General features: G+C 65.8%; 14 protein-coding genes. 8 read left to right on the top strand and 6 right to left on the bottom strand.

Translation table 11 applies throughout. From position 1 onward, the window contains the following. Positions 1 to 43: 43 nt before the first annotated feature. From A9K58_RS01445 to A9K58_RS01435, 3 genes are all read right to left on the bottom strand, one after another. Complete coding sequence (locus A9K58_RS01445; protein WP_065197634.1) at positions 44 to 988, bottom strand: 5'-nucleotidase; 945 nt, start codon at positions 986 to 988, stop codon at positions 44 to 46. Positions 989 to 1,034: 46 nt separating this feature from the next. Then, positions 1,035 to 1,808 carry an NAD kinase gene (locus A9K58_RS01440; RefSeq protein WP_065197633.1) on the bottom strand — a complete coding sequence of 258 codons (774 nt, stop codon included), beginning with the start codon at positions 1,806 to 1,808 and terminating at the stop codon, positions 1,035 to 1,037. Between the two features lie 297 nt (positions 1,809 to 2,105). After that, a complete protein-coding gene (locus tag A9K58_RS01435) occupies positions 2,106 to 7,082 on the bottom strand; it encodes an NAD-glutamate dehydrogenase (RefSeq protein ID WP_065197632.1) in 4,977 nt (1,658 codons plus the stop codon). A 250-nt stretch (positions 7,083 to 7,332) separates the two neighbouring features. Between A9K58_RS01435 and A9K58_RS01430 the strand changes: the two genes are divergently transcribed. Genes A9K58_RS01430 through A9K58_RS01420 form a run of 3 tightly spaced genes read left to right on the top strand, consistent with a single transcriptional unit; the run spans position 7,333 to position 12,431 of the window. Further along, entirely contained in the window at positions 7,333 to 7,989 is a 657-nt protein-coding gene (locus A9K58_RS01430) for a TetR/AcrR family transcriptional regulator (protein WP_065197631.1), read from the top strand. Next, positions 7,989 to 9,242 (top strand): efflux RND transporter periplasmic adaptor subunit, encoded by a 1,254-nt coding sequence (locus tag A9K58_RS01425; protein WP_065197630.1) that lies wholly within the window; start codon positions 7,989 to 7,991, stop codon positions 9,240 to 9,242. Before A9K58_RS01430 ends, A9K58_RS01425 begins: the two co-directional genes overlap by 1 nt. Positions 9,243 to 9,257: 15 nt before the next feature. After that, the gene (locus tag A9K58_RS01420; RefSeq protein WP_065197629.1) at positions 9,258 to 12,431 is read left to right on the top strand and encodes a multidrug efflux RND transporter permease subunit; all 3,174 of its coding nucleotides are present in this window, start codon (positions 9,258 to 9,260) and stop codon (positions 12,429 to 12,431) included. Positions 12,432 to 12,569: 138 nt separating this feature from the next. On the opposite strand, the gene A9K58_RS01415 is transcribed toward A9K58_RS01420, so the two are convergent. Continuing rightward, positions 12,570 to 12,857, bottom strand: coding sequence for a hypothetical protein (locus A9K58_RS01415; RefSeq protein WP_065197628.1), 288 nt, complete (start codon positions 12,855 to 12,857; stop codon positions 12,570 to 12,572). 265 nt (positions 12,858 to 13,122) lie between these two features. On the opposite strand from A9K58_RS01415, the gene A9K58_RS01410 reads away from it, so the two are divergent. Beyond that, positions 13,123 to 14,034: a hypothetical protein gene (locus A9K58_RS01410; protein WP_065197627.1), complete on the top strand. Its 912-nt coding sequence runs from the start codon at positions 13,123 to 13,125 to the stop codon at positions 14,032 to 14,034. A gap of 91 nt (positions 14,035 to 14,125) precedes the next feature. On the opposite strand, the gene A9K58_RS01405 is transcribed toward A9K58_RS01410, so the two are convergent. Beyond that, a complete protein-coding gene (locus tag A9K58_RS01405) occupies positions 14,126 to 15,274 on the bottom strand; it encodes an acyl-CoA dehydrogenase family protein (RefSeq protein ID WP_065197626.1) in 1,149 nt (382 codons plus the stop codon). Between the two features lie 156 nt (positions 15,275 to 15,430). Here A9K58_RS01405 and A9K58_RS01400 point away from each other — a divergent pair, with 156 nt between their 5' ends. The 4 genes from A9K58_RS01400 (at position 15,431) to A9K58_RS01385 (ending at position 21,480) form a co-directional block, all read left to right on the top strand. Continuing rightward, a complete protein-coding gene (locus tag A9K58_RS01400) occupies positions 15,431 to 16,360 on the top strand; it encodes an ArsR/SmtB family transcription factor (RefSeq protein WP_065197625.1) in 930 nt (309 codons plus the stop codon). A 14-nt stretch (positions 16,361 to 16,374) separates the two neighbouring features. After that, the gene (locus tag A9K58_RS19650; RefSeq protein WP_065197624.1) at positions 16,375 to 17,466 is read left to right on the top strand and encodes a homocysteine S-methyltransferase family protein; all 1,092 of its coding nucleotides are present in this window, start codon (positions 16,375 to 16,377) and stop codon (positions 17,464 to 17,466) included. A gap of 54 nt (positions 17,467 to 17,520) precedes the next feature. Further along, the gene (gene metH, locus A9K58_RS01390) at positions 17,521 to 20,205 is read left to right on the top strand and encodes a methionine synthase (protein WP_065197623.1); all 2,685 of its coding nucleotides are present in this window, start codon (positions 17,521 to 17,523) and stop codon (positions 20,203 to 20,205) included. A gap of 87 nt (positions 20,206 to 20,292) precedes the next feature. Then, positions 20,293 to 21,480: an MFS transporter gene (locus A9K58_RS01385; RefSeq protein ID WP_065197622.1), complete on the top strand. Its 1,188-nt coding sequence runs from the start codon at positions 20,293 to 20,295 to the stop codon at positions 21,478 to 21,480. 48 nt (positions 21,481 to 21,528) lie between these two features. On the opposite strand, the gene A9K58_RS01380 is transcribed toward A9K58_RS01385, so the two are convergent. Further along, positions 21,529 to 22,209: a DUF2058 domain-containing protein gene (locus A9K58_RS01380; RefSeq protein WP_065197621.1), complete on the bottom strand. Its 681-nt coding sequence runs from the start codon at positions 22,207 to 22,209 to the stop codon at positions 21,529 to 21,531. Between the last annotated feature and the right edge of the window lie 2 nt (positions 22,210 to 22,211).

Below are 22,211 nucleotides of genomic sequence, written 5' to 3'. Positions count from 1 at the left end.
GGCAGCGCCAACCAACGGTTGGCACCTACCGGTCGAATCCGCCTTATCCCTCGTTGGCGACGCCGTGCGGCACGTGGCCGGCCGCCACATGCTCGCGGGCGCTGTCGATGTTGTGCTGCGAATCGTCGAAGAAGATGTCGGCGCCAAAGGCCTGAAGGAACGGCCCCTTGTGGCGGCCACCGAGGAACAGCGCCTCATCCAGGCGCACGCCCCACTCGCGCAGGGTGCGGATCACCCGTTCATGCGCGGGCGCGGAGCGGGCGGTGACCAGCGCCGTCCTGATCGGCGCGCTTTCGCCGGCCGGGAATACCTCCTGCAGCGTGTGCAGCGCCGACAGGAATCCGCGGAATGGACCGCCGCTGAGCGGCTCACGGGCACGCTCGCGCTCATGGCGACCAAATGCCTCCACGCCCTGTTCGCGCGAGATGCGCTCGCTTTCGTCGCCGAAGATCACCGCGTCGCCATCAAACGCAATGCGCAGCTGACCGGCTGGACGGCCGGTATCGATCTGATCGGCCGCCGCGGCGGCGGTCTCGCCCGAGGGTTTGGGCAGGATGGTGGCTGCTGCAATGCCATGACGCAGCGCACTGCGCACCGATTCGGGGTTGGCCGACAGGAACAGGTCGGTACCGAACGGCTTCACGTAAGGCCAGGTGGGCTCGCCGGCGGTAAAGGTGGCACGGATGATACCCAGCCCGTAGTGCTGGATCGAGTTGAAGATGCGCAGGCCGGTATCAGCCGAATTGCGCGACAGCAGGATCACCTCGACCCGCGGATTCTCCGGGCTGGCGCCCTGGTTCAGGGCCAGCAGCTTGCGCACCACCGGGAAGGCCACGCCGGGGCCGAGGATGTCATCCTCATGCTGGCGCTGGTATTCCGCGTAGGCCGCCACGCCATCGCTCTCGAACAGCGCGTGGCTTTCCTCGAGGTCGAACAGCGCGCGCGAGGTCACCGCGACCGTCAGCAAGCGGGGGGAGTTGTCGCCCATCGGTGGAGTCCTTCAAGCGATCGGCAGGGCCGGCAGCCTATTGTCCTCAAAAAACGAACTGTTCGCTCAGGATCCGGTCTTCCAGGTTGTGCTCCGGATCGAACAGCAACGTCACCCGGCGGTCCTGCGACTCGCGGATGGTCACCTCGACCACGTCCCGGGTCTCGTGCGAATCAGCGGTGACGCTGACCGGGCGCTTGTACGGATCGAGCACGCGGAAGCGCACTTCGGTATCGGCCTTGAGGATGGCACCGCGCCAACGGCGCGGGCGATACGGGGCCAACGGGGTCAGCGCGATGGTATGCGACCCCAGCGGCAACACCGGGCCGTGCGCGGAATAGTTGTAGGCGGTGCTGCCGGCCGGCGTGGCCACCAGCACGCCGTCCCCGATCAGTTCGGCCACGCGCTCCTGGCCATTGAGGTCGATGCCGATATGGGCCGCCTGGCGGGTCTGCCGCAGCAGCGAGACGTCGTTGTAGGCGAGCGACCCGGTGCTGGTGCCCGATTCGGTCAGCGCCAGCATTTCCAGCGGGCGCAGGTTGGCCGGCTCGGCGCGGGCAATACGCGCATGCACGTCGTCGTCGCCACGGTACTGGTTCATCAGGAAGCCGACCGTCCCCAGCTTCATGCCGAATACCGGCTTGCCCAGGTGCCCGTGACGGTGCAGGGTCTGCAGCATGAAGCCATCGCCCCCCAGCGGGCACAGCACGTCGGCCTGCTCGGGCGTGTGATCGCCATAGCGCGAGACCATGGCCGCGCGGGCCATCTGCGCGGGCTCTGCGGTGCTGGCCAGGAAAGCGATGCGGGGGGTGTCGCTCATCGGTGGATCCGGGGGGAAGGCATGAGGGAGAGCATAACCGAGCGCCGGGGGTTGGACCGCGCGGGGCGGATGACCGGCATATCCGCCGGCACACGCCGTAAACTCATCCTGGGGGCTCGATCGCGCCATCCATGGCGCTCACGGTCCCGGCGGACATGCCGATCATCCACCTGGCAGGTTCACTGCCGGCGTCGGGGCAGGTGGTCGCAAAAGGCCAAAGGCAAAAACAGAACGGCCCCGCTTTCGCGGGGCCGCTCCGGTTCATGCATGCCAGGCATGGCCCCGGCACTATTTCACTTACGCGCCGTGGGCAGCGAGCTGGCCCAGGCGCTGGACCGCGACCGAAACGGTCGGGTAGTCCAGCGTCTTCTGCTCGGCCAGTTCGGCCAGCATCGCCAGGGTGAAGCGCAGGCTGTTGTCGTCGCGGCCCATCCATGCGGCCACCTTGGCTTCGGCACTGCCTCCCTTGGTGGCCAGCACCTGGCCGGCCAGGTTGCGGTGGTTGGCCGCCAGCTCATCACGCAGCACGCCACGTGCCACCGCATGCCAGCGGCCATTGACCTCCAGCGCGTCGACCTGCTCGAACAGCCACGGCAGCTGCAGGGCGTCGCCCAGGCGGAAGTGGACCTTGGAAACGTCCACCGGCTTCAGCTTCCGGGTGCGCGCCAGTTCGATGATGTCGAACGCCGGCTCCAGGAAGTGCAGCTCGGCCAGCTGCTGCGCCAGGGCGGACGGCAGGCCCTTTTCCTTCCATTCGGCCACCAGGGCTTCGTAGGTCGGACGCTGCGAATTCGGCAGCACGCCGGAAGCAACGCGGATGTCGTTGAACGGCCCCTGGTAGCGGTTGACCGCTTCGGTGATGCCGGGCATCGCGCCGGGGCGCGACAGCAGCCAGCGCACGAACGAGCGCTGCAGCTTCCAGATCACTTCAAGCGCGTCGATCTGCACCGACTCCGGCACCTTGCCGTCGAGGGCGTCGATCTGCGCCCACAGCGCGCGTGCATCCAGCGTTTCGCGGCTGATGGTGTACGCCTTGGCGACCTCGGCGATGGAACGGCCGGTGTCTTCCTGCATGCGCATCAGGAAGGTGGCGCCCATGCGGTTGATGGTCTGGTTGGTCACGGCCGTGGCGATGATCTCGCGCTTCAGGCGGTGGCGCTCCATCGCGTCGGCGTACTTCTTCTGCAGCGGGGTCGGGAAGTAGCGCTGCAGTTCCTTGGACAGGTACGGATCTTCCGGGATGTCCGAATCCAGCAGCTGGTTGAACGCCACCAGCTTGGAGTAGGACAGCAGCACCGACAGCTCCGGACGGGTCAGGCCCTGGCCGCGCGCCTTGCGCTGGGACAGCTCGGCGTCAGACGGCAGGAACTCGATCTGGCGATCCAGCAGGCCCTGCTGCTCCAGGGTACGGATGAAATGCTGCTTGGAGCCCAGGCGCTTGACCGCCATCCGTTCCATCAGGCTCAGCGCCTGGTTCTGGCGGTAGTTGTCGTTGAGCACCAGCTCGGCGACTTCATCAGTCATCGAGGCCAGCAGCTTGTTGCGCTGCTCGACGGTCAGCTTCTTGGCCCGCACCACGTCGTTGAGCAGGATCTTGATGTTGACTTCATGGTCGGAGGTGTCGACACCGGCCGAGTTGTCGATGAAGTCGGTGTTGAGCAGCACGCCGGCCTGGGCGGCCTCGATGCGGCCCAGCTGGGTCATGCCCAGGTTGCCACCCTCGCCCACCACCTTGCAGCGCAGCTCGCCACCATTCACGCGCAGCGCGTTGTTGGCGCGGTCGCCGACATCGCTGTGCTGCTCGCTGGCGGCCTTGACGTAGGTACCGATGCCGCCGTTCCACAGCAGGTCCACCGGTGCCTTCAGGATCGCGCTCATCAGGTCGTTCGGCGACAGTGCCTTGACGTTCTCGTCCAGGCCCAGCGCTTCACGCACCTGCGGGGTGATCTCGATCGACTTCAGGCTGCGCGGGTACACGCCACCGCCCTTGCTGATCAGCTTGCTGTCGTAGTCCGCCCAGCTCGAGCGCGGCAGGGTGAACAGCCGCTCGCGTTCGACGAACGACGTGGCGGCATCCGGGTTCGGGTCCAGGAAGATGTGGCGGTGGTCGAACGCAGCGACCAGTCGGATGTGGCGCGACAGCAGCATGCCGTTGCCGAACACGTCGCCGGACATGTCGCCGACGCCGACCGCAGTGAAGTCCTGGCTCTGGCTGTCACGGCCCAGCGCACGGAAGTGCCGCTTGACCGACTCCCACGCACCACGCGCGGTGATGCCCATGCCCTTGTGGTCGTAACCGACCGAGCCACCGGAGGCGAACGCATCGCCCATCCAGAAGCCGTGCGCGATGGCCAGGCCGTTGGCGATGTCGGAGAAGGTCGCGGTGCCCTTGTCGGCCGCCACCACCAGGTACGGATCGTCCATGTCGTGGCGCACGACATCCACCGGCGGCACGATCTTGTTGTTGACGATGTTGTCGGTGATGTCCAGCAGGCCCTGGATGAACAGCTTGTAGCAGGCCACGCCGTTGGCGAAGATCGCGTCGCGGTCGCCGTTCACCGGCGGGGTCTTGGCGAAGAAGCCACCCTTTGCGCCGACCGGCACGATGACCGTGTTCTTGACCATCTGCGCCTTGACCAGGCCCAGCACTTCGGTTCGGAAGTCTTCACGGCGGTCCGACCAGCGCAGGCCACCACGAGCGACCGCGCCGAAGCGCAGGTGGGTACCTTCCACGCGCGGGCCGTAGACGAAGATTTCGCGGTACGGGCGCGGCTTCGGCAGGTCCGGCACCCGCGCCGAATCGAACTTGAAGCTGATGACATGGCCGTGCTGGCCATTGGCATCGGTCTGGTAGTAGCTGGTACGCAGGGTCGCATCGATCACGCCCATGAAGGAACGCAGGATGCGGTCCTCGTCCAGGCTCGATACGCGGTCCATCAGCTTCAGCAGCGCATCGCGCGCGGCCTGCATCTGCGCATCGCGGTCACCCTTGCGGGCATCAACCACGGTCTTGAGCACCTTCAGGGTGGCGTCGTCGCCAGCCGCCAGCACATCGAAGTGGGCCTTCAGCTGGGCCTGGCCGGCGGCGATGTCGTCCTTGCTCTCGTGGCCGGTGGCCGGATCGAAGCGGGCTTCGAACAGCTCCACCAGCAGGCGGGCCAGCAGCGGGTAGCGGGCAAACGTGCCCTCCACGTAGGCCTGCGAGAACGGCACGCCGGTCTGCAGCAGGTACTTGCAGTAGCCGCGCAGCATGGCGACCTGGCGCCAGTGCAGGCCGGCGGCCAGCACCAGCCGGTTGAAGCCGTCGTTCTCGGCATCGCCGTGCCAGACGCGGGCAAAGGTCTCGCCGAAGGCTTCATCGACGCTGGTCGCATCGATCGCACCGGCGGTCGACTCGACCTCGAAGTCCTGCACGTAGACCGGGGCGTTGTCGACCGACAGGCGGTACGGACGCTCGGCGATCACGCGCAGGCCCATGTTTTCCATCATCGGCAGCGCATCCGACAGTGGAATGTCGTCCAGCTGGCGGTAGAGCTTCAGGCGCAGGCCATCGCCGCCCTCGCGCGGGACCGCCTGCAGGCTCAGGCGCAGGTCATCCGGGCCGGTCAGGGCATCAAGCTGGCTGACATCGTTGGCGGCAACCGCGGTGCTGTTGTCTTCGATGTAGCCGGCCGGAAGCGCCTTGCCGATGCGGGCGGCGATGCGCAGGCCTTCGGTCTCGCCGTGGCGGGCCACCAGCGCTTCGCGCAGGTCGTCCTGCCAGTTGCGCAGCACCTGGGCCAGCTTCTGCTCCAGTTCGGCGGTATCGACGTCGAGCATTTCGCCCGGCTTCGGGCGCACGATCAGGTGCACCTGGGCCAGCGGCGATTCGCCCAGCACCACCGAGCTGTCGACGTACTCGCCATGCAGCGCGTCCTTCAGCATCGCTTCGATGCGCAGGCGAACGTCGGTGTTGAAGCGTTCGCGCGGCAGGTAGACCAGTGCGGAGATGAAACGGCTGTACTTGTCGCGGCGCAGGAACAGGCGGCTGCGCACGCGTTCCTGCAGGCCCAGCACGCCCATCGCGGTGCGGAACAGCTCGTCCTCGCTGGACTGGAACAGCTCTTCGCGCGGCAGGGTTTCCAGGATGTGGCGCAGGGCCTTGCCACTGTGGCTGGCCGGCGCCAGGCCGGACTGCTTCATTACATATTCATGGCGCTGGCGCACCAGCGGGATTTCCCACGGGCGGCGGTTGTACGCGCTGGAGGTGAACAGGCCGAGGAAGCGCTGTTCGCCGATGATCCTGCCCTTGGCGTCGAACGCCAGCACGCCGATGTAGTCCATGTAGCCGGCGCGGTGCACGCGCGAACGTGCGTTGGTCTTGGTCAGGATCAGCGCATCCTTCAGCCCGGACGTGGCGTTCAGGCCCTGCGCGGCCAGGGTCTTGACCGGACGGGCGGCGGACTTGTCCTTGCCGCGCATCAGGCCCAGGCCGGTGTCGTTCAGGGGCGCCAGCACTTCTTCCTTGCCCTGCTTCTCGACGCGGTATTCGCGGTAGCCGAAGAAGGTGAAATGGTTGTCGGCGGCCCAGCGCAGGAATTCCTGCGCTTCCCTGCGCGAGGCATCGTCGACCGGCAGCTGGCGGCTGCCCAGGTCGTCGGCCAGCGCCAGCGCCTTGTCCTTCATCGGCTGCCAGTCGCGCACGATCGCACGCACTTCCTCCAGCGCCCTGCCGATCGCCTGCTCGATGGCGGCCATGGCTTCGGCCGGCTGGCGGTCGATCTCCAGCAGCATCACGGACTCGGCATCACCCTCGCCGACCTTGACCAGCTTGCCAGCCTTGTCACGGGTGAAGCGCAGCACCGGGTGACCCAGCACGTGGACGCCCACGCCCTGTTCGGCCAGGGACATGGTGACGGTATCGACGAGGAACGGCATGTCGTCGTTGACGATCTGCAGCACGGTGTGCGGCGATTCCCAACCGTTGGCCTTCGCGGTCGGATTGAACACGCGGACGTTGGCCTTGCCGGCCTTGCGGGCACGGGCGAATTCCAGCGTCTCAGCCGCGAGAGCGGCCCACTCTTCAGCGCTGTGGTGCGGGAACTCGTCCGACTCCATGCGCTTGTAGAAGTCAGTGGCGAACGCCACTGCTTCGGCCTGTGCGGCCGCGGGGTAACGCTTGCGCAAGGCCGTGTACACCGGCTCCAGGGAGAAACCAGCGGTCACTGCGACCTCCGCTTCTGCTGGTTTGGTCTTGTTTTTCACGGTCTTGGCTGCGGTTTTTTGCGGTTTCATGGCAGAGCGATGCGCTTGCTCAGTTGGGAAAATGAAATTGTAGCCCTACCGCACGAAAAGGCCTTGCTGCAGGACGGAATATGCAGATCCGGGTTTGCTGCGGTTTAGACGCCTATTCAGTTCGGGCCGGTACGGTCCCGGCGCCTGCCGCAACGCTGCCGACAGGATCGGCAAAGCGTGTTACGGAAAGACACACGCGGCGACGCCGGTTCCATTCCACAATCCTGAACTGGACGGTATAGTCCACCGCGTGAACCCGGCCTACCTCCCCGTCGCCCTCGACGCACGCGATGAGCGTGTGTTCGATGCCGTGCGCGAACTGCTGGCCCGGCAGGGCATGCAGATGAGCATGGACGCCGTGGCCCAGCAGGCTGGCTGCTCCAAGCAGACCCTGTATTCGCGCTACGGCAGCAAGCAGGAACTGCTGCGGCGGGTGATGCAGCGCCACGTCGGCCACGCCACCGGTGCCATGCTGCGTGCACTCCGCGGTGACGACCTGCGTGCCAGCCTGCTCCAGTTCGCCGTGGACTTCCTGGAGCATTTCAATCAACCGCACGTGGGCCAGGCCTGCCGCATGATCGCCGCCGAAGCGGCACAGTTCCCGGAAGAGGCCCGTACGCTGTACCGGCATGGTGCCGGCGCGCTGACGCTTCATCTTGCTGAATGGATTGAAACCGTTTGCATGCGCGGCCAGCTCAGGCATGACGACCCGCACTTCATGGCCGAGCTGCTGCTGAGCATGATCGCCGGTCAGGATTTCGACAAACAGCGTTTCCATACCCCCCATCGTGATGACGCGCTCTTGCGTCGACGCTGGGCAGAGTTCTCCGTCGACAGCTTCCTGCGCGCCTTCGCGCCACCGCCGTCGCCGGCCCCGTCTACAAACCAACCCCGGAGTTCCTCCTGATGACCGCCCCACTCCGCACCCTTGCCTTGACGTGCGCCGTTGCTGTCGCGCTGGCTGCCTGCAAGAAGCCGGAACAGCAGATGCCCCCGCCGCCGGAGGTGGGCGTGATCGAGGCCAAGCCGCAGACGCTGCCCCTGCAGCGCGAGCTGGTTGGCCGCCTGTCGCCCTACCGCAGCGCCGACGTGCGTGCGCGCGTGCCGGGCGTGCTGCTCAAGCGGGTCTACCAGGAAGGCTCCCAGGTCAAGCAGGGCCAGGCCCTGTTCCTGATCGACCCGGCGCCACTGCGCGCCTCGCTCAACGCCTCCGAAGCGCAGCTGGCCTCGGCCCGCGCGACCTACGCCAACGCCAAGGTCGCCGCCGACCGTGCGCGTTCGCTGGCCCCGCAGCAGTTCGTCTCCCGGTCCGACCTGGACAATGCCGAATCGGCCGAACGCACCGCGCTGGCTGCGGTCAAGCAGGCCGAAGCGGCGGTGACTTCCTCGCGGATCAACCTGGGCTACACCGAAGTGACCGCCCCCATCAGCGGCGTGGCCAACAAGCAGCAGGTCACCGAGGGGGCACTGGTGGGCCAGGGCGATGTGACCCTGCTGACCACGGTCGACCAGCTCGACCCGCTGTATGTGAACTTCTCGCTGAGCGTGGACGAGCTGACCCAGCTGCGCGCGCAGCAGGCCCGGGGCGCGCTGGCGCTGTCCGGCGATGGCAAGGCCACGGTGGCAGTGAAGCTGGCCGATGGCAGCACCTACAGCGAGCCCGGCACGCTGGACTTCTCCTCGACCACGGTCGACCCGGCCACCGGCGCGGTGTCGCTGCGCGCGCTGCTGCCGAACCCGCAGCAGATCCTGCTGCCGGGCGCCTTCGTGAGCTTCCAGGCCAACCTGGGCGAGCGCAACAATGCCTACCTGGTGCCGCAGCAGGCCCTGCTGCGCGACACCACCGGCGGCTACGTGATGGTGGTCGGCGCCGACGGCAAGGTCGTGCGCAAGAACGTGAAAACCGATGGCGCGCAGAACGGCAACTGGCTGGTCAGCGACGGCCTGGCTGCCGGTGACAAGGTGATCGTGGCTGGCGTGCAGAAGGTCAAGGAAGGTGCACCGGCGGTGGCCAAGCCATGGACGCCGGGCCAGGACGCCAGCGGCAAGCCGGCCGCAGGCGGTGCCGCCCCGGCTGCGGGCAAGGCACCGGCCGACGCCGCCAAGCCCGCGCAGGCCGATGCGGCCAAGCCGGCCGCCACCGATTCGAACAAGCAGTAACGGGAACCTTCCGTCATGCCTAAATTTTTCATCGAACATCCAGTCTTCGCCTGGGTGGTTGCGATCCTGATCTCGCTCAGCGGCGTGATCGCGATCCTCAACCTGGGCGTGGAGTCCTACCCCAACATCGCTCCGCCGCAGGTGACTGTCTCGGCCACCTACCCGGGCGCCAGTGCAGACACCACCGAGAAGTCGGTCACCCAGGTGATCGAGCAGCAGCTGACCGGTATCGATCACCTGCTGTACTTCAGCTCCTCGTCGTCCTCCAACGGCCGCGCGCAGATCACGCTGACCTTCGAGACCGGCACCGATCCGGACATCGCCCAGGTGCAGGTGCAGAACAAGGTCTCGCTGGCCACGCCACGCCTGCCTTCGGAGGTGACCCAGCAGGGCGTGGTGGTGGCCAAGGCCAACGCCGGCTTCCTGATGGTGGTGGCATTGCAGTCCGACACGCCGGCCATCACCCGTGACGCGCTGAACGACATCGTCGGATCGCGCGTGCTCGACCAGGTGTCGCGCATCCCCGGCGTCGGCAGCACCCAGCAGTTCGGTTCCGAGTACGCCATGAACATCTGGCTCAACCCGGAGAAAATGCAGGGTTATGGCCTGTCGGCCAGCCAGGTATTGGCGGCGGTGCGCGCGCAGAACGTGCAGTTCGCCGCCGGTGCGCTGGGCTCGGACCCGTCGCCGGAAGGCCAGCACTTCACCGCCACGGTCTCGGCCGAAGGCCGCTTCAGCTCGCCGCAGGAGTTCGAGAACATCATCCTGCGCGCCAACGCTGACGGCTCGCGGGTGCTGCTGAAGGACATCGCCCGCGTTGCCTTCGGTGCCAACAACTACGGTTTCGACACCCAGTACAACGGCAAGCCGACCGGTGCCTTCGCCATCCAGCTGCTGCCGGGCGCCAACGCCCTGAACGTGGCCGAGGCGGTGCGCGCCAAGATGGACGAACTGCAGCCGAGCTTCCCGGCCGGCGTAACCTGGTTCTCGCCGTACGACAGCACCACCTTCGTCAAGATCTCGATCCAGGAAGTGGTCAAGACCCTGTTCGAAGCCGTGTTGCTGGTGTTCCTGGTGATGCTGATCTTCCTGCAGAACTTCCGCGCCACCCTGATCCCGACCCTGGTCATCCCGGTCGCCCTGCTCGGCACCTTCCTGGGCATGTGGATGATCGGCTTCACGATCAACCAGCTGACCCTGTTCGCGATGGTGCTGGCGATCGGCATCGTGGTCGACGACGCGATCGTGGTGATCGAGAACGTCGAACGCATCATGAGCGAGGAAGGCCTGGCGCCGAAGCCGGCCACGCAGAAGGCGATGACCCAGATCACCGGCGCGGTGGTGGCGATCACGGTCGTGCTGGCGGCGGTGTTCATCCCGTCCGCCCTGCAGGGCGGTGCCGCCGGTGAGATCTACAAGCAGTTCGCGCTGACCATCGCCATCTCGATGGCGTTCTCGGCGTTCCTGGCCCTGGGCTTCACTCCGGCGCTGTGCGCGACCTTCCTCAAGCCGACGCACAACGACAACCCGAACATCATCTACCGCACCTTCAACAAGTACTACGACAAGATCAGCCACACCTATGTGGGCCACATCGGCGCCGCCGTGCGCCATGCTCCGCGCTGGATGATCCTGTTCGTGGTGCTGACCGCGCTGTGCGGGTTCCTGTTCACCCGCATGCCGGGCAGCTTCCTGCCCGAGGAAGACCAAGGCTATGCGCTGGCCATCGTGCAGCTGCCGCCGGGCTCGACCAAGGGCCAGACCAACCAGGTGTTCGCGCAGATGCGCGGCATCCTGGAGAAGCAGGATGGCTACGAAGGCATGCTGCAGGTGGCCGGCTTCAGCTTCGTCGGCTCCGGCGAAAACGTGGGCATGGGCTTCATCCGCCTGAAGCCGTGGGAGGAACGCAAGTTCACCGCGCCGGAGTTCATCCAGAACATGAACGGCGCGTTCTACGGGATCAAGGAAGCGCAGATCTTCGTGGTCAACCTGCCCACCGTGCAGGGCCTCGGCCAGTTCGGCGGCTTCGACATGTGGCTGCAGGACCGCAGCGGTGCCGGCTACGAACAGCTGACCCAGGCGCGCAACATCCTGCTCGGCCAGGCCGCGCAGAAGCCGGAAGCACTGGTCGGCGTGCGACCGAACGGCCTGGAGAACGCCCCGCAGCTGCAGCTGCACGTCGACCGCGTGCAGGCGCAGTCGATGGGCATGTCGGTGTCGGACGTGTACAGCACCATCCAGCTGATGCTGGCTCCGGTGTACGTCAACGACTTCTTCTACGAAGGCCGCATCAAGCGCGTGACCATGCAGGCCGATGGTCCGTACCGCACCGGCCAGGAGTCGCTGAAGAGCTTCTACAGTCCTTCCAGCCTGACCCAGAACGCCGATGGCACCAACGCGATGATCCCGCTCGATACGGTGGTCAAGTCCGAATGGGTGTCGGCACCACCGTCGCTGAGCCGCTACAACGGTTACTCGGCGATCAACATCGTCGGCTCGCAGGCGCCCGGCACCAGCTCGGGTGAAGCGATGCAGACCATGGAGAGCATTGTCAACGACGACCTGCCAGCCGGCTTCGGCTACGACTGGTCCGGCATGTCCTACCAGGAAATCCTGGCCGGCAACGCCGCGACGCTGCTGCTGGTGCTGTCCATCGTGGTGGTGTTCCTGTGCCTGGCCGCGCTGTATGAAAGCTGGTCGATCCCGGTGGCGGTGCTGCTGGTCGTGCCACTGGGCGTGCTCGGCGCACTCGGCCTGTCGATGCTGCGCGGCCTGCCCAACGATCTGTTCTTCAAGATCGGCCTGATCACCGTGATCGGCCTGGCGGCGAAGAATGCGATCCTGATCGTCGAGTTCGCGGTGGAGCAACGGGCAACGGGCAAGACGCTGCGCGACGCCACCATCGAAGCGGCGCGCCTGCGCTTCCGCCCGATCCTGATGACCTCCTTTGCGTTCATCATGGGCGTGATCCCGATGGCGATCTCCACCGGCGCCGGCGCCAATTCCCGTCACGCGATCGGTACCGGCGTGATCGGCGGCATGCTGTTTGCCACCCTGCTCGGCCTGCTGATGATCCCGGTGTTCTTCGTGGTCGTGCGCCGCATGCTCGGTGACAAGCTCGATGAACCCTCCAGGGAGTTCCTGGAACGCCAGCACGACGCTGAAGCCGCACACCGCCCGGATCGTTGATCCAGCGGCAAGCTGATACGAGAAAGGCCCCGGAGCAATCCGGGGCCTTTTTTTCTGCTTCCCGTAGAGCCGAGCCATGCCCGGCTGCTTCTGCCGGAGCCGAGCGTGGGCCAGGCTCTCCAGGCGGCGGGAAACGCCTCAGCGCAGCAGCGCGACCGCCACGCATACCGCCAGCAGAGCCAGCGCAGCCCACTGCATCGGCACGAAGAAGAAATGATGGGGCGCGACTTCGCCCTTCTGCCGCGGTGCGCGGTTGAGCCACAGGCCCAGCAGCACGTTCACCGCTGCGCCGATGCCTGCACCCAACAGCACTTGTTGAAGCGGGATGTTGCCCTTGGGCCCGTCATGCGGGAAGAAGTAAGCCAGCAGCAGGATCGCTGCAATCGGCGTTACCAGTGTCAGGATTCCCCAACCGCGATAGATCATCCTGCCTGTCCTGAAGAATTGCCCATCACATTAGAACATGAACGCAAAGAGCTCGCCGCGTTCACTCGGCACTGCAGGCCGTTGCGGATTATGAGCGCAGGTCTGGAAGCATCCGCATGGCGCACTGCAGCCCAAGCCCGCGTCAATTGCGACAGAAATCTGCGTATCAGAACAGAGACGTCCGCGATGGGATCGAGATCGCTGTTTCATTGAGCCCAGCCCGGTATCCAGAGCATTCCTTCAACGGACTGATCGAGGAGATTTCATGTTGCATCTTTCGAATGCGCGTCTACTCGCCGCCTGCGTGTTCCTGCCACTCGGCCTCGGCCTTCACGCAACAGCGCATGCCGGCGGCGTCGTACCCTGCAACAACTGCGCCAGTCCACGCTCGGCAGCCCTCCAATCAGGAACGGGATTGACCGTGGTGGTCGACCTGGAGCAAAAGAGGCTCAATGGCTTTGAAGTAGAGTACGACCGTGAACTGCGGAGACACCGCGCAGTCCCCGTAGCGGTCCCGGCCGAAGTGACCGCGACGTTCAATCGCATTCTCGCACTCCCACAGGCCGGCATCGGGTCAGGAACGCAGTTCGTGCCACAGTCATTCGGCCGTGGGACTGTTGTTCCGGTCCATCCTGATGACCCGCAGATGGCCAATGGCATCACCTTCCCAGCCGAACTGAAAGGGCTCAATGCCTATGATGTCGTGCAGTCGGCCACCTACCGCACCCAACTGGAACTCGGTATAGGACGCGCCTTCAGCGGCGCCAACACGTCGCAACCCGCATGGAATTCCCTGGCCACGACGATCTCTTCTGCTGTGCTGAGCTGGGTTAGCAAACTGTTTGGCGTGGACACCGTTACTTATGTGATTACCTGGCGTGATGGCTCGCGAACCAGGCTGGTGATCTCTCCAGACTCGGTCGACAGGGCAAAGTACGTTGCGGGCGAGAGCGTCGACGCAGCAGGAAACCGGATACCGGACGGCGCTGCGTCAAACAGCGATACGGGCCAAGGCTATTCGGGCTCGTATCATTTCAGCAACGACGGGGACTATCAGAGCTGGGTGGATACCGCACATCTGTATGGCGTAAGAATCGAGATCAATCCCGGATCGGCCCCGACAGGTCCCATCTGCAGGTGGGATGGCCGACAACTTCATTGCCAGGTGCCCCGCTAACGCACTCCAGGCCTGGTCAGCACCGTGCCATCCACGTATGGCACGCCCGAGCACGGCCGCGCCGCTGTCACAGCGGCGCGGCCGTTAGGGCTCAACGCAGGCCGGTCTCGTTGCGGGCGATCACCAGGCGCTGGATTTCCGACGTACCCTCGTAGATCTCGGTGATCTTGGCATCGCGGAAGTAGCGCTCCAGCGGCATTTCCTTGGAATACCCCATGCCGCCATGGATCTGCACGGCCTGGTGGGTGATCCACATCGCCGCTTCCGAAGCGGTCAGCTTGGCGATCGCCGCTTCATTGCTGAAGCGCTTGCCCTGCCCCTTCACCCATGCCGCTCGCAGGGTCAGCAGCAACGCTGCATCCAGCTTGCACTTCATGTCAGCGATCTTGGCCTGGGTCATCTGGAAGGTACCGATGGCCGCGCCGAATGCCTTGCGCTCCTTGACGTATTCAATCGTCGCTTCATAGGCGGCACGGGCGATGCCGATCGCCTGCGAGGCAATGCCGATGCGGCCGGCATCAAGCACGCTCATGGCGATCTTGAAGCCCTCGCCTTCCTGGCCCAGCACGTCTTCGGGCTGGACCACGTAGTCGTTGAACTCGATCTCGCAGGTGGCCGAGGCACGGATACCCAGCTTCGGCTCGGTCTTGCCGCGGCCGAAGCCCGGCTTGTCGGTGTCGATAAGGAACGCGGTGATGCCGCGCGCGCCCTTGTCCGGCTCGCTCATTGCGAACAGCACGATGTACTTCGCCACCGGGCCCGAGGTGATCCAGCTCTTCTTGCCACTGATGACAAAAGTGCCATCGGCCTGCTTCACTGCGCGGCAGCGCATGGCCGTAGCGTCCGACCCGGACTGCGGCTCGGTCAGCGCGAACGCGCCGATCGCCTCGCCCTCGGCGATGGCACGCACGTACTTCTGCTTCTGCTGCTCGCTGCCGTGGGTCAGGATACCGTTACAGAACAACGAGTTGTTGACCGACATGATGGTCGAATGGGCCGCATCAGCGGCGGCGACCTCCACCATCGCCAGCACGTACGCGACCGGATCCATGCCCGCGCCGCCGTACTCGGTCGGCACCTCGATACCCATCAGGCCGTTCTCGCCCAGCAGGCGGATGTTGTCCAGCGGGAACTCGCCGGTGCGGTCATGGTGCTCCGCGCTCGGGGCGATCTTCTCCTGCGCGATGCGCCGCGCCACGTCCTGCAGCATCAACTGCTCTTCGGTAAAGCTGAAATCCACAACACCCCTCCCGGGTACACAAGATGACAGGGGGCGCGCACAGCGCGCCCAGGTGCCTCGATTGTACCGGGGCCCGGGAGCTTCCGTACGCCAGCGACTTGACCGCGGCCCGCATCTTCAGCCAATATATCTCTATATCGCGATAGGTAGATATCTATGGATCTGGAAGACTGGTCAACCCGCCTGAAGGTGTTTGCCGATGCCACCCGCGTGCGCCTGCTGGCGCTGCTGGAGCAGGAGGAACTGACCGTGGCCGAATTGTCGGCGATCACCCGGCTGGCGCAGCCGCGCGTGTCGACCCACCTGGCACGCCTGAAGGAAGCCGGCCTGGTCCGCGACCGCCGTGCCGGCGTATCGGCCTACTACCGCTTCGACGAGGCCCAGCTGGACCCGGCGCAGCGCGCATTGTGGCATGCCTTGAGCAATGGAAGCGACGACCCGCTGCTGCGGCAGGACGCTGAGCGGGTGGCCGCAGTGCTGGCCCACCGCGCCGCCGACCAGAACTGGGCCGACAGCGTGGCCGGTGACATGGAGCGCCATTATTCGCCGGGCCGCACCTGGGAAGCCCTGGCGCGCACCGCGCTGCCGCTGCTTGAGACCGGCGACGTGCTCGACATCGCCTCCGGTGATGGCGTACTGGCTGAACTGGTTGCACCGCATGCCAAGCGCTACGTCTGCATCGACACCAGCGCCCGCGTGGTTGCCGCTGCCAGCGAGCGCCTGCGGCGGCTGCCCAATGTAGAAGTGCGCGAGGGAGACATGCATGCCCTGCCGTTCAAGGACCGCAGCTTCGACCTGGTGGTGCTGATGCACGCGCTCACCTATGCGAGCAAGCCGGCGCAGGCGGTAACCGAAGCCGCGCGCGTGCTGCGGCCGGGTGGACGCCTGCTGCTGTGCAGCCTGGCCCGCCATGAGCACAAGGCCGCGGTGGAGGCTTATGGCCACGTCAACCTTGGCTTCAGCGACAAGGAACTGCGCAGGTTCGTCGACAAGGCCGGCCTGCAGGTGTCCAGCCTGGAGACGGTCACCCGCGAGAAGCGCCCGCCGCACTTCGAAGTGATCTCGCTGATCGCCAACAAGCCCTGAAACCGAGACCGTCCATGCCCGACCTGCCGTGGTTGCATCCTGATCGTGCCAACGCCCTGCTCGACGCCCTGCGCAGGCGGATCCTGATCATCGATGGTGCGATGGGTACCATGATCCAGCGCCATGGCCTGCAGGAAGAGGATTACCGCGGCGAGCGTTTCGCTGGAGGCTATGACCATGCGCATGGCCCCGGCTGCAACCATGCCACGGCGGAAGGTCACGACCTGAAGGGGAACAACGATCTGTTGCTGCTGACCCGGCCGAGGATCATCGCCGACATTCACACCGCCTACCTGGAGGCCGGCGCGGATCTGATCGAGACCAACACCTTCAACGCCACCTCGGTCAGCCAGGCCGACTACCATCTTGAACACCTGGTCTACGAGTTGAACAAGGCTGGCGCGGCGGTCGCACGCGCCTGCTGCGACGCGGCGACGGCAGCCTCGCCGGGCAAGCCGCGTTTCGTGATCGGTGTGATCGGCCCGACCAGCCGCACCGCCTCGATCAGCCCGGATGTAAACGATCCCGGCTTCCGCAACACCAGCTTCGACGAGCTCCGCGACACCTATCGCGAGGCCATCGAGGGACTGATCGACGGCGGCGCAGACACCATCATGGTCGAAACCATCTTCGACACGCTCAACGCGAAGGCCGCGCTGTATGCGCTGGAAGAGGCGTTCGATGCGCGCGGCGCACGGCTGCCGGTGATGATCTCCGGCACCATCACCGATGCCTCCGGGCGCACCCTGTCTGGCCAGACCGCCGAGGCTTTCCACGCCTCGCTGGCACACGCGCGCCCGCTGTCGATCGGGTTGAACTGCGCCCTGGGCGCCGATGCGATGCGCCCGCACGTGGAGACGCTGTCCCGGGTTGCTGACTGCTACGTCAGCGCCCATCCCAACGCCGGCCTGCCCAACGCCTTCGGCGAATACGATGAAACGCCCGAGGACATGGCCGCCACGCTGCGCGGGTTTGCCGAGGATGGCCTGCTGAACCTGGTCGGCGGCTGCTGCGGCTCCACGCCCGAGCACATCCGCGCCATCGCCCAGGCCGTGGCAGGGCTGCCACCGCGGGCCCTGCCAGGCACGCAGGAGCAAGCCGCATGAATGTTGCTGCTACCACCCCGCACTGCCCGCCCTGCTGTTGAGCCACCGCCTGCCATGACACCCGCCCGCCCCACCCGCCTGTCCGGCCTGGAACCTCTGGTCATTACGCCCGACCTGCTGTTCGTCAACGTCGGCGAGCGCACCAATGTCACGGGAAGCGCGCAGTTCCGGAAGCTGATCAAGGAAGGCCGCTACGAAGAAGCGGTGGACGTCGCGCGCCAGCAGGTGGCCAACGGCGCACAGATCCTCGACGTCAACATGGACGAGGGCCTGATCGATTCGGAAGCGGCGATGACCCGCTACCTCAACCTGATCATGTCCGAGCCGGACATCGCCCGCATCCCGGTGATGGTCGACTCGTCCAAGTGGAGCGTGATCGAGGCCGGCCTGAAGTGCCTGCAAGGCAAGAGCGTGGTCAATTCGATCTCGCTGAAGGAAGGCGAGGCATTGTTCCGCGAGCATGCGCGCAAGGTGCTGCGCTATGGCGCCGCCGCCGTGGTGATGGCCTTCGACGAAGCAGGCCAGGCCGACACCTGCGCGCGAAAGGTCGAAATCTGCACCCGTGCCTACCGCATCCTGGTCGAGGAGATCGGCTTCCCGCCGCAGGACATCATCTTCGACCCCAACATCTTCGCCGTCGCCACCGGTATCGAAGAGCATGACAACTACGCGGTGGATTTCATCGAGGCCACCCGCATCATCAGGCAGACGCTGCCGCATTGCCACGTCTCCGGCGGCGTCTCCAACGTATCGTTCTCGTTCCGCGGCAATGAAACCGTGCGCCAGGCGATCCACTCGGTGTTCCTGTACCACGCCATCGCCGCCGGCATGGACATGGGCATCGTCAACGCCGGCGCCATGCCGATCTACGACGACCTGGAACCGGAGCTGCGCGAGCGCGTCGAGGACGTGATCCTCAACCGCCGCCGCGATGCAACCGAGCGCCTGCTGGAAATCGCTGAACGCTACAAGGGAAAGAAGGGCGCGGCGAAGACCGAGGACCTGGCCTGGCGCGAAAAGCCGGTCGAACAGCGCCTGGCGCACGCGCTGGTGCATGGACTGGACGCCTGGGTCGAGGAAGACACCGAGCTGGCCCGGCAAGCCTCCAGCCGCCCGCTGGACGTGATCGAAGGCCCGCTGATGGATGGCATGAACATCGTCGGCGACCTGTTCGGCGCCGGCAAGATGTTCCTGCCGCAGGTGGTGAAGTCCGCGCGGGTAATGAAGAAAGCGGTGGCCTATCTGCTGCCCTTCATCGAAGCTGAGAAGGCACGCAGCGGCGATACCGCCAAGAGCAATGGCCGTATCGTCATGGCCACGGTGAAGGGTGATGTGCATGACATCGGCAAGAACATCGTCGGCGTGGTCCTGGCGTGCAACAACTTCGAGGTGATCGATCTGGGCGTGATGGTGCCGGCACAGAAGATCCTCGATGCCGCACGCGAGCACAACGCCGACCTGATCGGCCTGTCCGGCCTGATCACCCCATCACTGGAGGAAATGAGCCACGTTGCCCGCGAAATGCAGCGCCAGGGCTTCGACCTGCCCTTGCTGATCGGCGGCGCCACCACTTCGCGCGCGCATACCGCGCTGAAGATCGACCCGTATTACCACGCGCCGACGGTCTGGGTGAAGGACGCTTCGCGTGCAGTCGGCGTGGCCCAGTCGCTGATTTCCCGTGACCTGCGCGAGGCATTCGTCGCCGCCAACGAAGCCGACTATGCCGAGATACGTGCGCGCCACCGCAACCGCGGCGACGCCAAGCGCCTGGTCACGCTGGAGCACGCCCGCGCGCAGCGTTTCCAGGGTGGATGGGACAGTTACACGCCACCGGTACCGAACCAGCCGGGCCTGCACGTATTCGGTGACTACCCGCTGGCCGAACTGGTCGACTACATCGACTGGACGCCGTTCTTCCAGGCCTGGGAGCTGGCCGGCAGGTTCCCGGCCATCCTCACCGACGAGATCGTCGGCACCCAGGCCAGCGAACTGTACCGCGACGCGCGTGCGATGCTCGAGCGCATCGTCGGCGAGAAATGGTTGACCGCCAAGGCGGTGTTCGGCCTGTGGCCGGCCAACAGCATCGGCGATGACGTGCTTGTGCAGCACCCGCAGGGCGAGGCCACCCTGCACTTCCTGCGCCAGCAGGTAGACAAGCCGGCCGAACGCCCGGACTTCTGCCTGGCCGATTTCATCGCACCGGCCGGCAGCGGCAAGCAGGACTGGATCGGCGCGTTCGCGGTCACCGCCGGCATCGGCATCGATGCGCACGTAGCGCGTTTCGAGGCAGCACATGACGACTACAACGCGATCCTGCTGAAGGCCTTGGCCGATCGCTTCGCCGAAGCGCTGGCCGAACGCCTGCACCAGCGCGTTCGCACCGAGTTCTGGGGTTACGACCACGCCGAGACGCTGGACAACGAGGCCCTGATCGACGAGCGGTACCGCGGCATCCGCCCGGCTCCCGGTTACCCGGCCTGCCCCGAACACAGCGAAAAGCGCCGCCTGTTCGACCTGCTGAAGGCCGAAGCGAATGCCGGCATGGAGCTGACCGAGAGCTTCGCGATGCTGCCCACCGCCGCCGTGTCGGGTTACTACTTCAGCCACCCGCAGAGCCAATACTTCGTGGTTGGCCGTCTCAGCCGCGAGCAGGTCAGCGACTACGCCCGCCGCAAGGGCGTTGACCGCGCCCAGGCCGAGCGCTGGCTGGCCTCCAACCTCGACTACGACCCTGAATGACACAAAAGGGGACGGAGGGGATTAAGTCGTTTGTGCCTCTAACGACTTAATCCCCTCCGTCCCCTTTTTTTGCCTCATCATTCCGCAATGACCGTTCCCGTTGCCCGCCTCTCCAGCTTCTATCTGTTCTATTACGCGGCGCTCGGCGCGTTCACTCCATACTGGAGCCTGTTCCTGACCGCGCGCGGCATGAGCGTGACCGCGATCAGCGTGATGATGGGCCTGTGGTACGCCACCCGGGTGGTCGCGCCCAGCACCTGGACCGCATTGGCCGCCGCCTCGCCGCGGCCGATCCGCCTGCTGCGCGCCGGATGCGTGCTGACCCTGATCAGCTTTGCCGCCTTCCTGCTTCCATTGCCACAGCCGTGGATGTACCCGGCGATGGTGGTGTTCTGCTTTTTCTACAACGCGGTGATGCCGCAGTTCGAATCGATCACGCTTACCCACCTGGGCAACGACAGCCATCGCTATGGACTGATCCGGGTCTGGGGTTCGCTCGGCTTCATCGCCGTCGTCCTCCTGTTCGGCTGGTTGATCGAGGGCAACGGAACCGCCAGCCGCGCCGGGCGGCTGCCATGGATGATGCTGCCGCTGTTCGCCCTGATGGTGGCGTCGGCCTTCGGCAACCACTACGCACGCGACATCGGCAAGGCCGGCGGTGATGGGCGCGGATTCTGGCAGATCGTGCGGCGGCCGGCCGTGCTGGCGTTCTTCCTGGCCGCGTTCATGGAGCAGCTCTCATTCGGCCCCTACTACACGTTCTTCTCGGTCTACATGGACCACCACGGCTACCGGACCTCCACGCTCGGCCTGTTGTGGACCGTCGGCGTGGTATTCGAGGTCGGCGTATTCTTCACCATCGGCCGCTTCTTCCGCCGCTATGACGCCAGTTGGATGCTGCTGATCGCGCTGGTCAGCTCCTGCCTGCGCTGGGCCTTCACCGCCCTGTTCCCGCAGAATCTGCCGGTGATGCTGGTGGCGCAGAGCGCGCATGCGCTGGGCTTCGCGGCGTTCTTCGCGGCGGCGATGCAGATGCTGGCCACCTATTTCCCTGGCCGACTCAATGGCCACGGCCAGGGCCTGCTGTACGGCTTTTCGTCCGGTGTCGGCGGCGTGCTGGGCGCGCTCATCGCCGGCCAGCTGTGGAAGATCGATGGCGGGCGCACCGCGTTCCTGGCCGGCAGCGGCTTCGCCCTGGTCGGCGCACTGCTGTGCTTCTTCGCCCTCAGCCTGCCGCTGATCCGCGCCCGTCACGGCGCCAACGGCAGGCGATAACGAAAACGCCGGGCAATGCCCGGCGTTCCGATCATGCTGCAGTCCTGGTTACCAGACCAGGTCGTCCGGCACCTGGTACTGCGGGTCAGCATAGGGATCTTCCTCGGCCGGGGCATCCGGATCGACCTTCAACGCCACCGATGCCGGAAACACGGCTTCGGCCTGCGCCAGTACTTCGGCCGTCACCAGCAGGTAGCGGCCATTGAGCTGGACCACGCCCAGTTCACCCGCATTGAGCGAGGTCAGCTGTTCGGCGGTCACGTAGATGCGCTTGATCTTGCCGCCGTACGGGAAGTGACGGGCAATATCGGCCGCCTCGGCATTCAGGCTCTTGTCCTTCAGCAGTTCTTCCAGCTTGGCCTTGGCCTCGCGGCGCACCCGCGCTTCTTCCTGCTTCAGGCGCTCGGCCTCGATGCGCTCTTCCTTCTCGCGCTGCGCGCGGATCGCATAGGCCTTGGCCAGGTCCATTTCTTCGGCGCTGCGCGGCTTGCGCGGGCCCTGCTGGCCCGGGCCACGCGGCTGTCCCGGCTTGCCCGGGCCGCCGTGGCCATGCCCGCGACGGTCGCCGGGCTTGTGCTCGCCCTTGCCAGCGCCCTGCGGCTTCCCATTGCCATTGCCGCCCTTGCCCTGCGGGCGGCCATCGCGGCGGGGGCCATCATTCTTGCGCTCGGGCTTGGGCGCGGGCTTGAAGCCCAGGCCCAGCAACTGGTCGCGGAGGGTATCGCTCATAG

Origin of the sequence: Stenotrophomonas maltophilia (genome assembly GCF_001676385.1) — a bacterium.
Lineage (GTDB): Bacteria > Pseudomonadota > Gammaproteobacteria > Xanthomonadales > Xanthomonadaceae > Stenotrophomonas > Stenotrophomonas maltophilia_J.
Note: the sequence above shows the minus strand (reverse complement) of the source record. Positions and strands in the feature narration are given on the sequence as shown.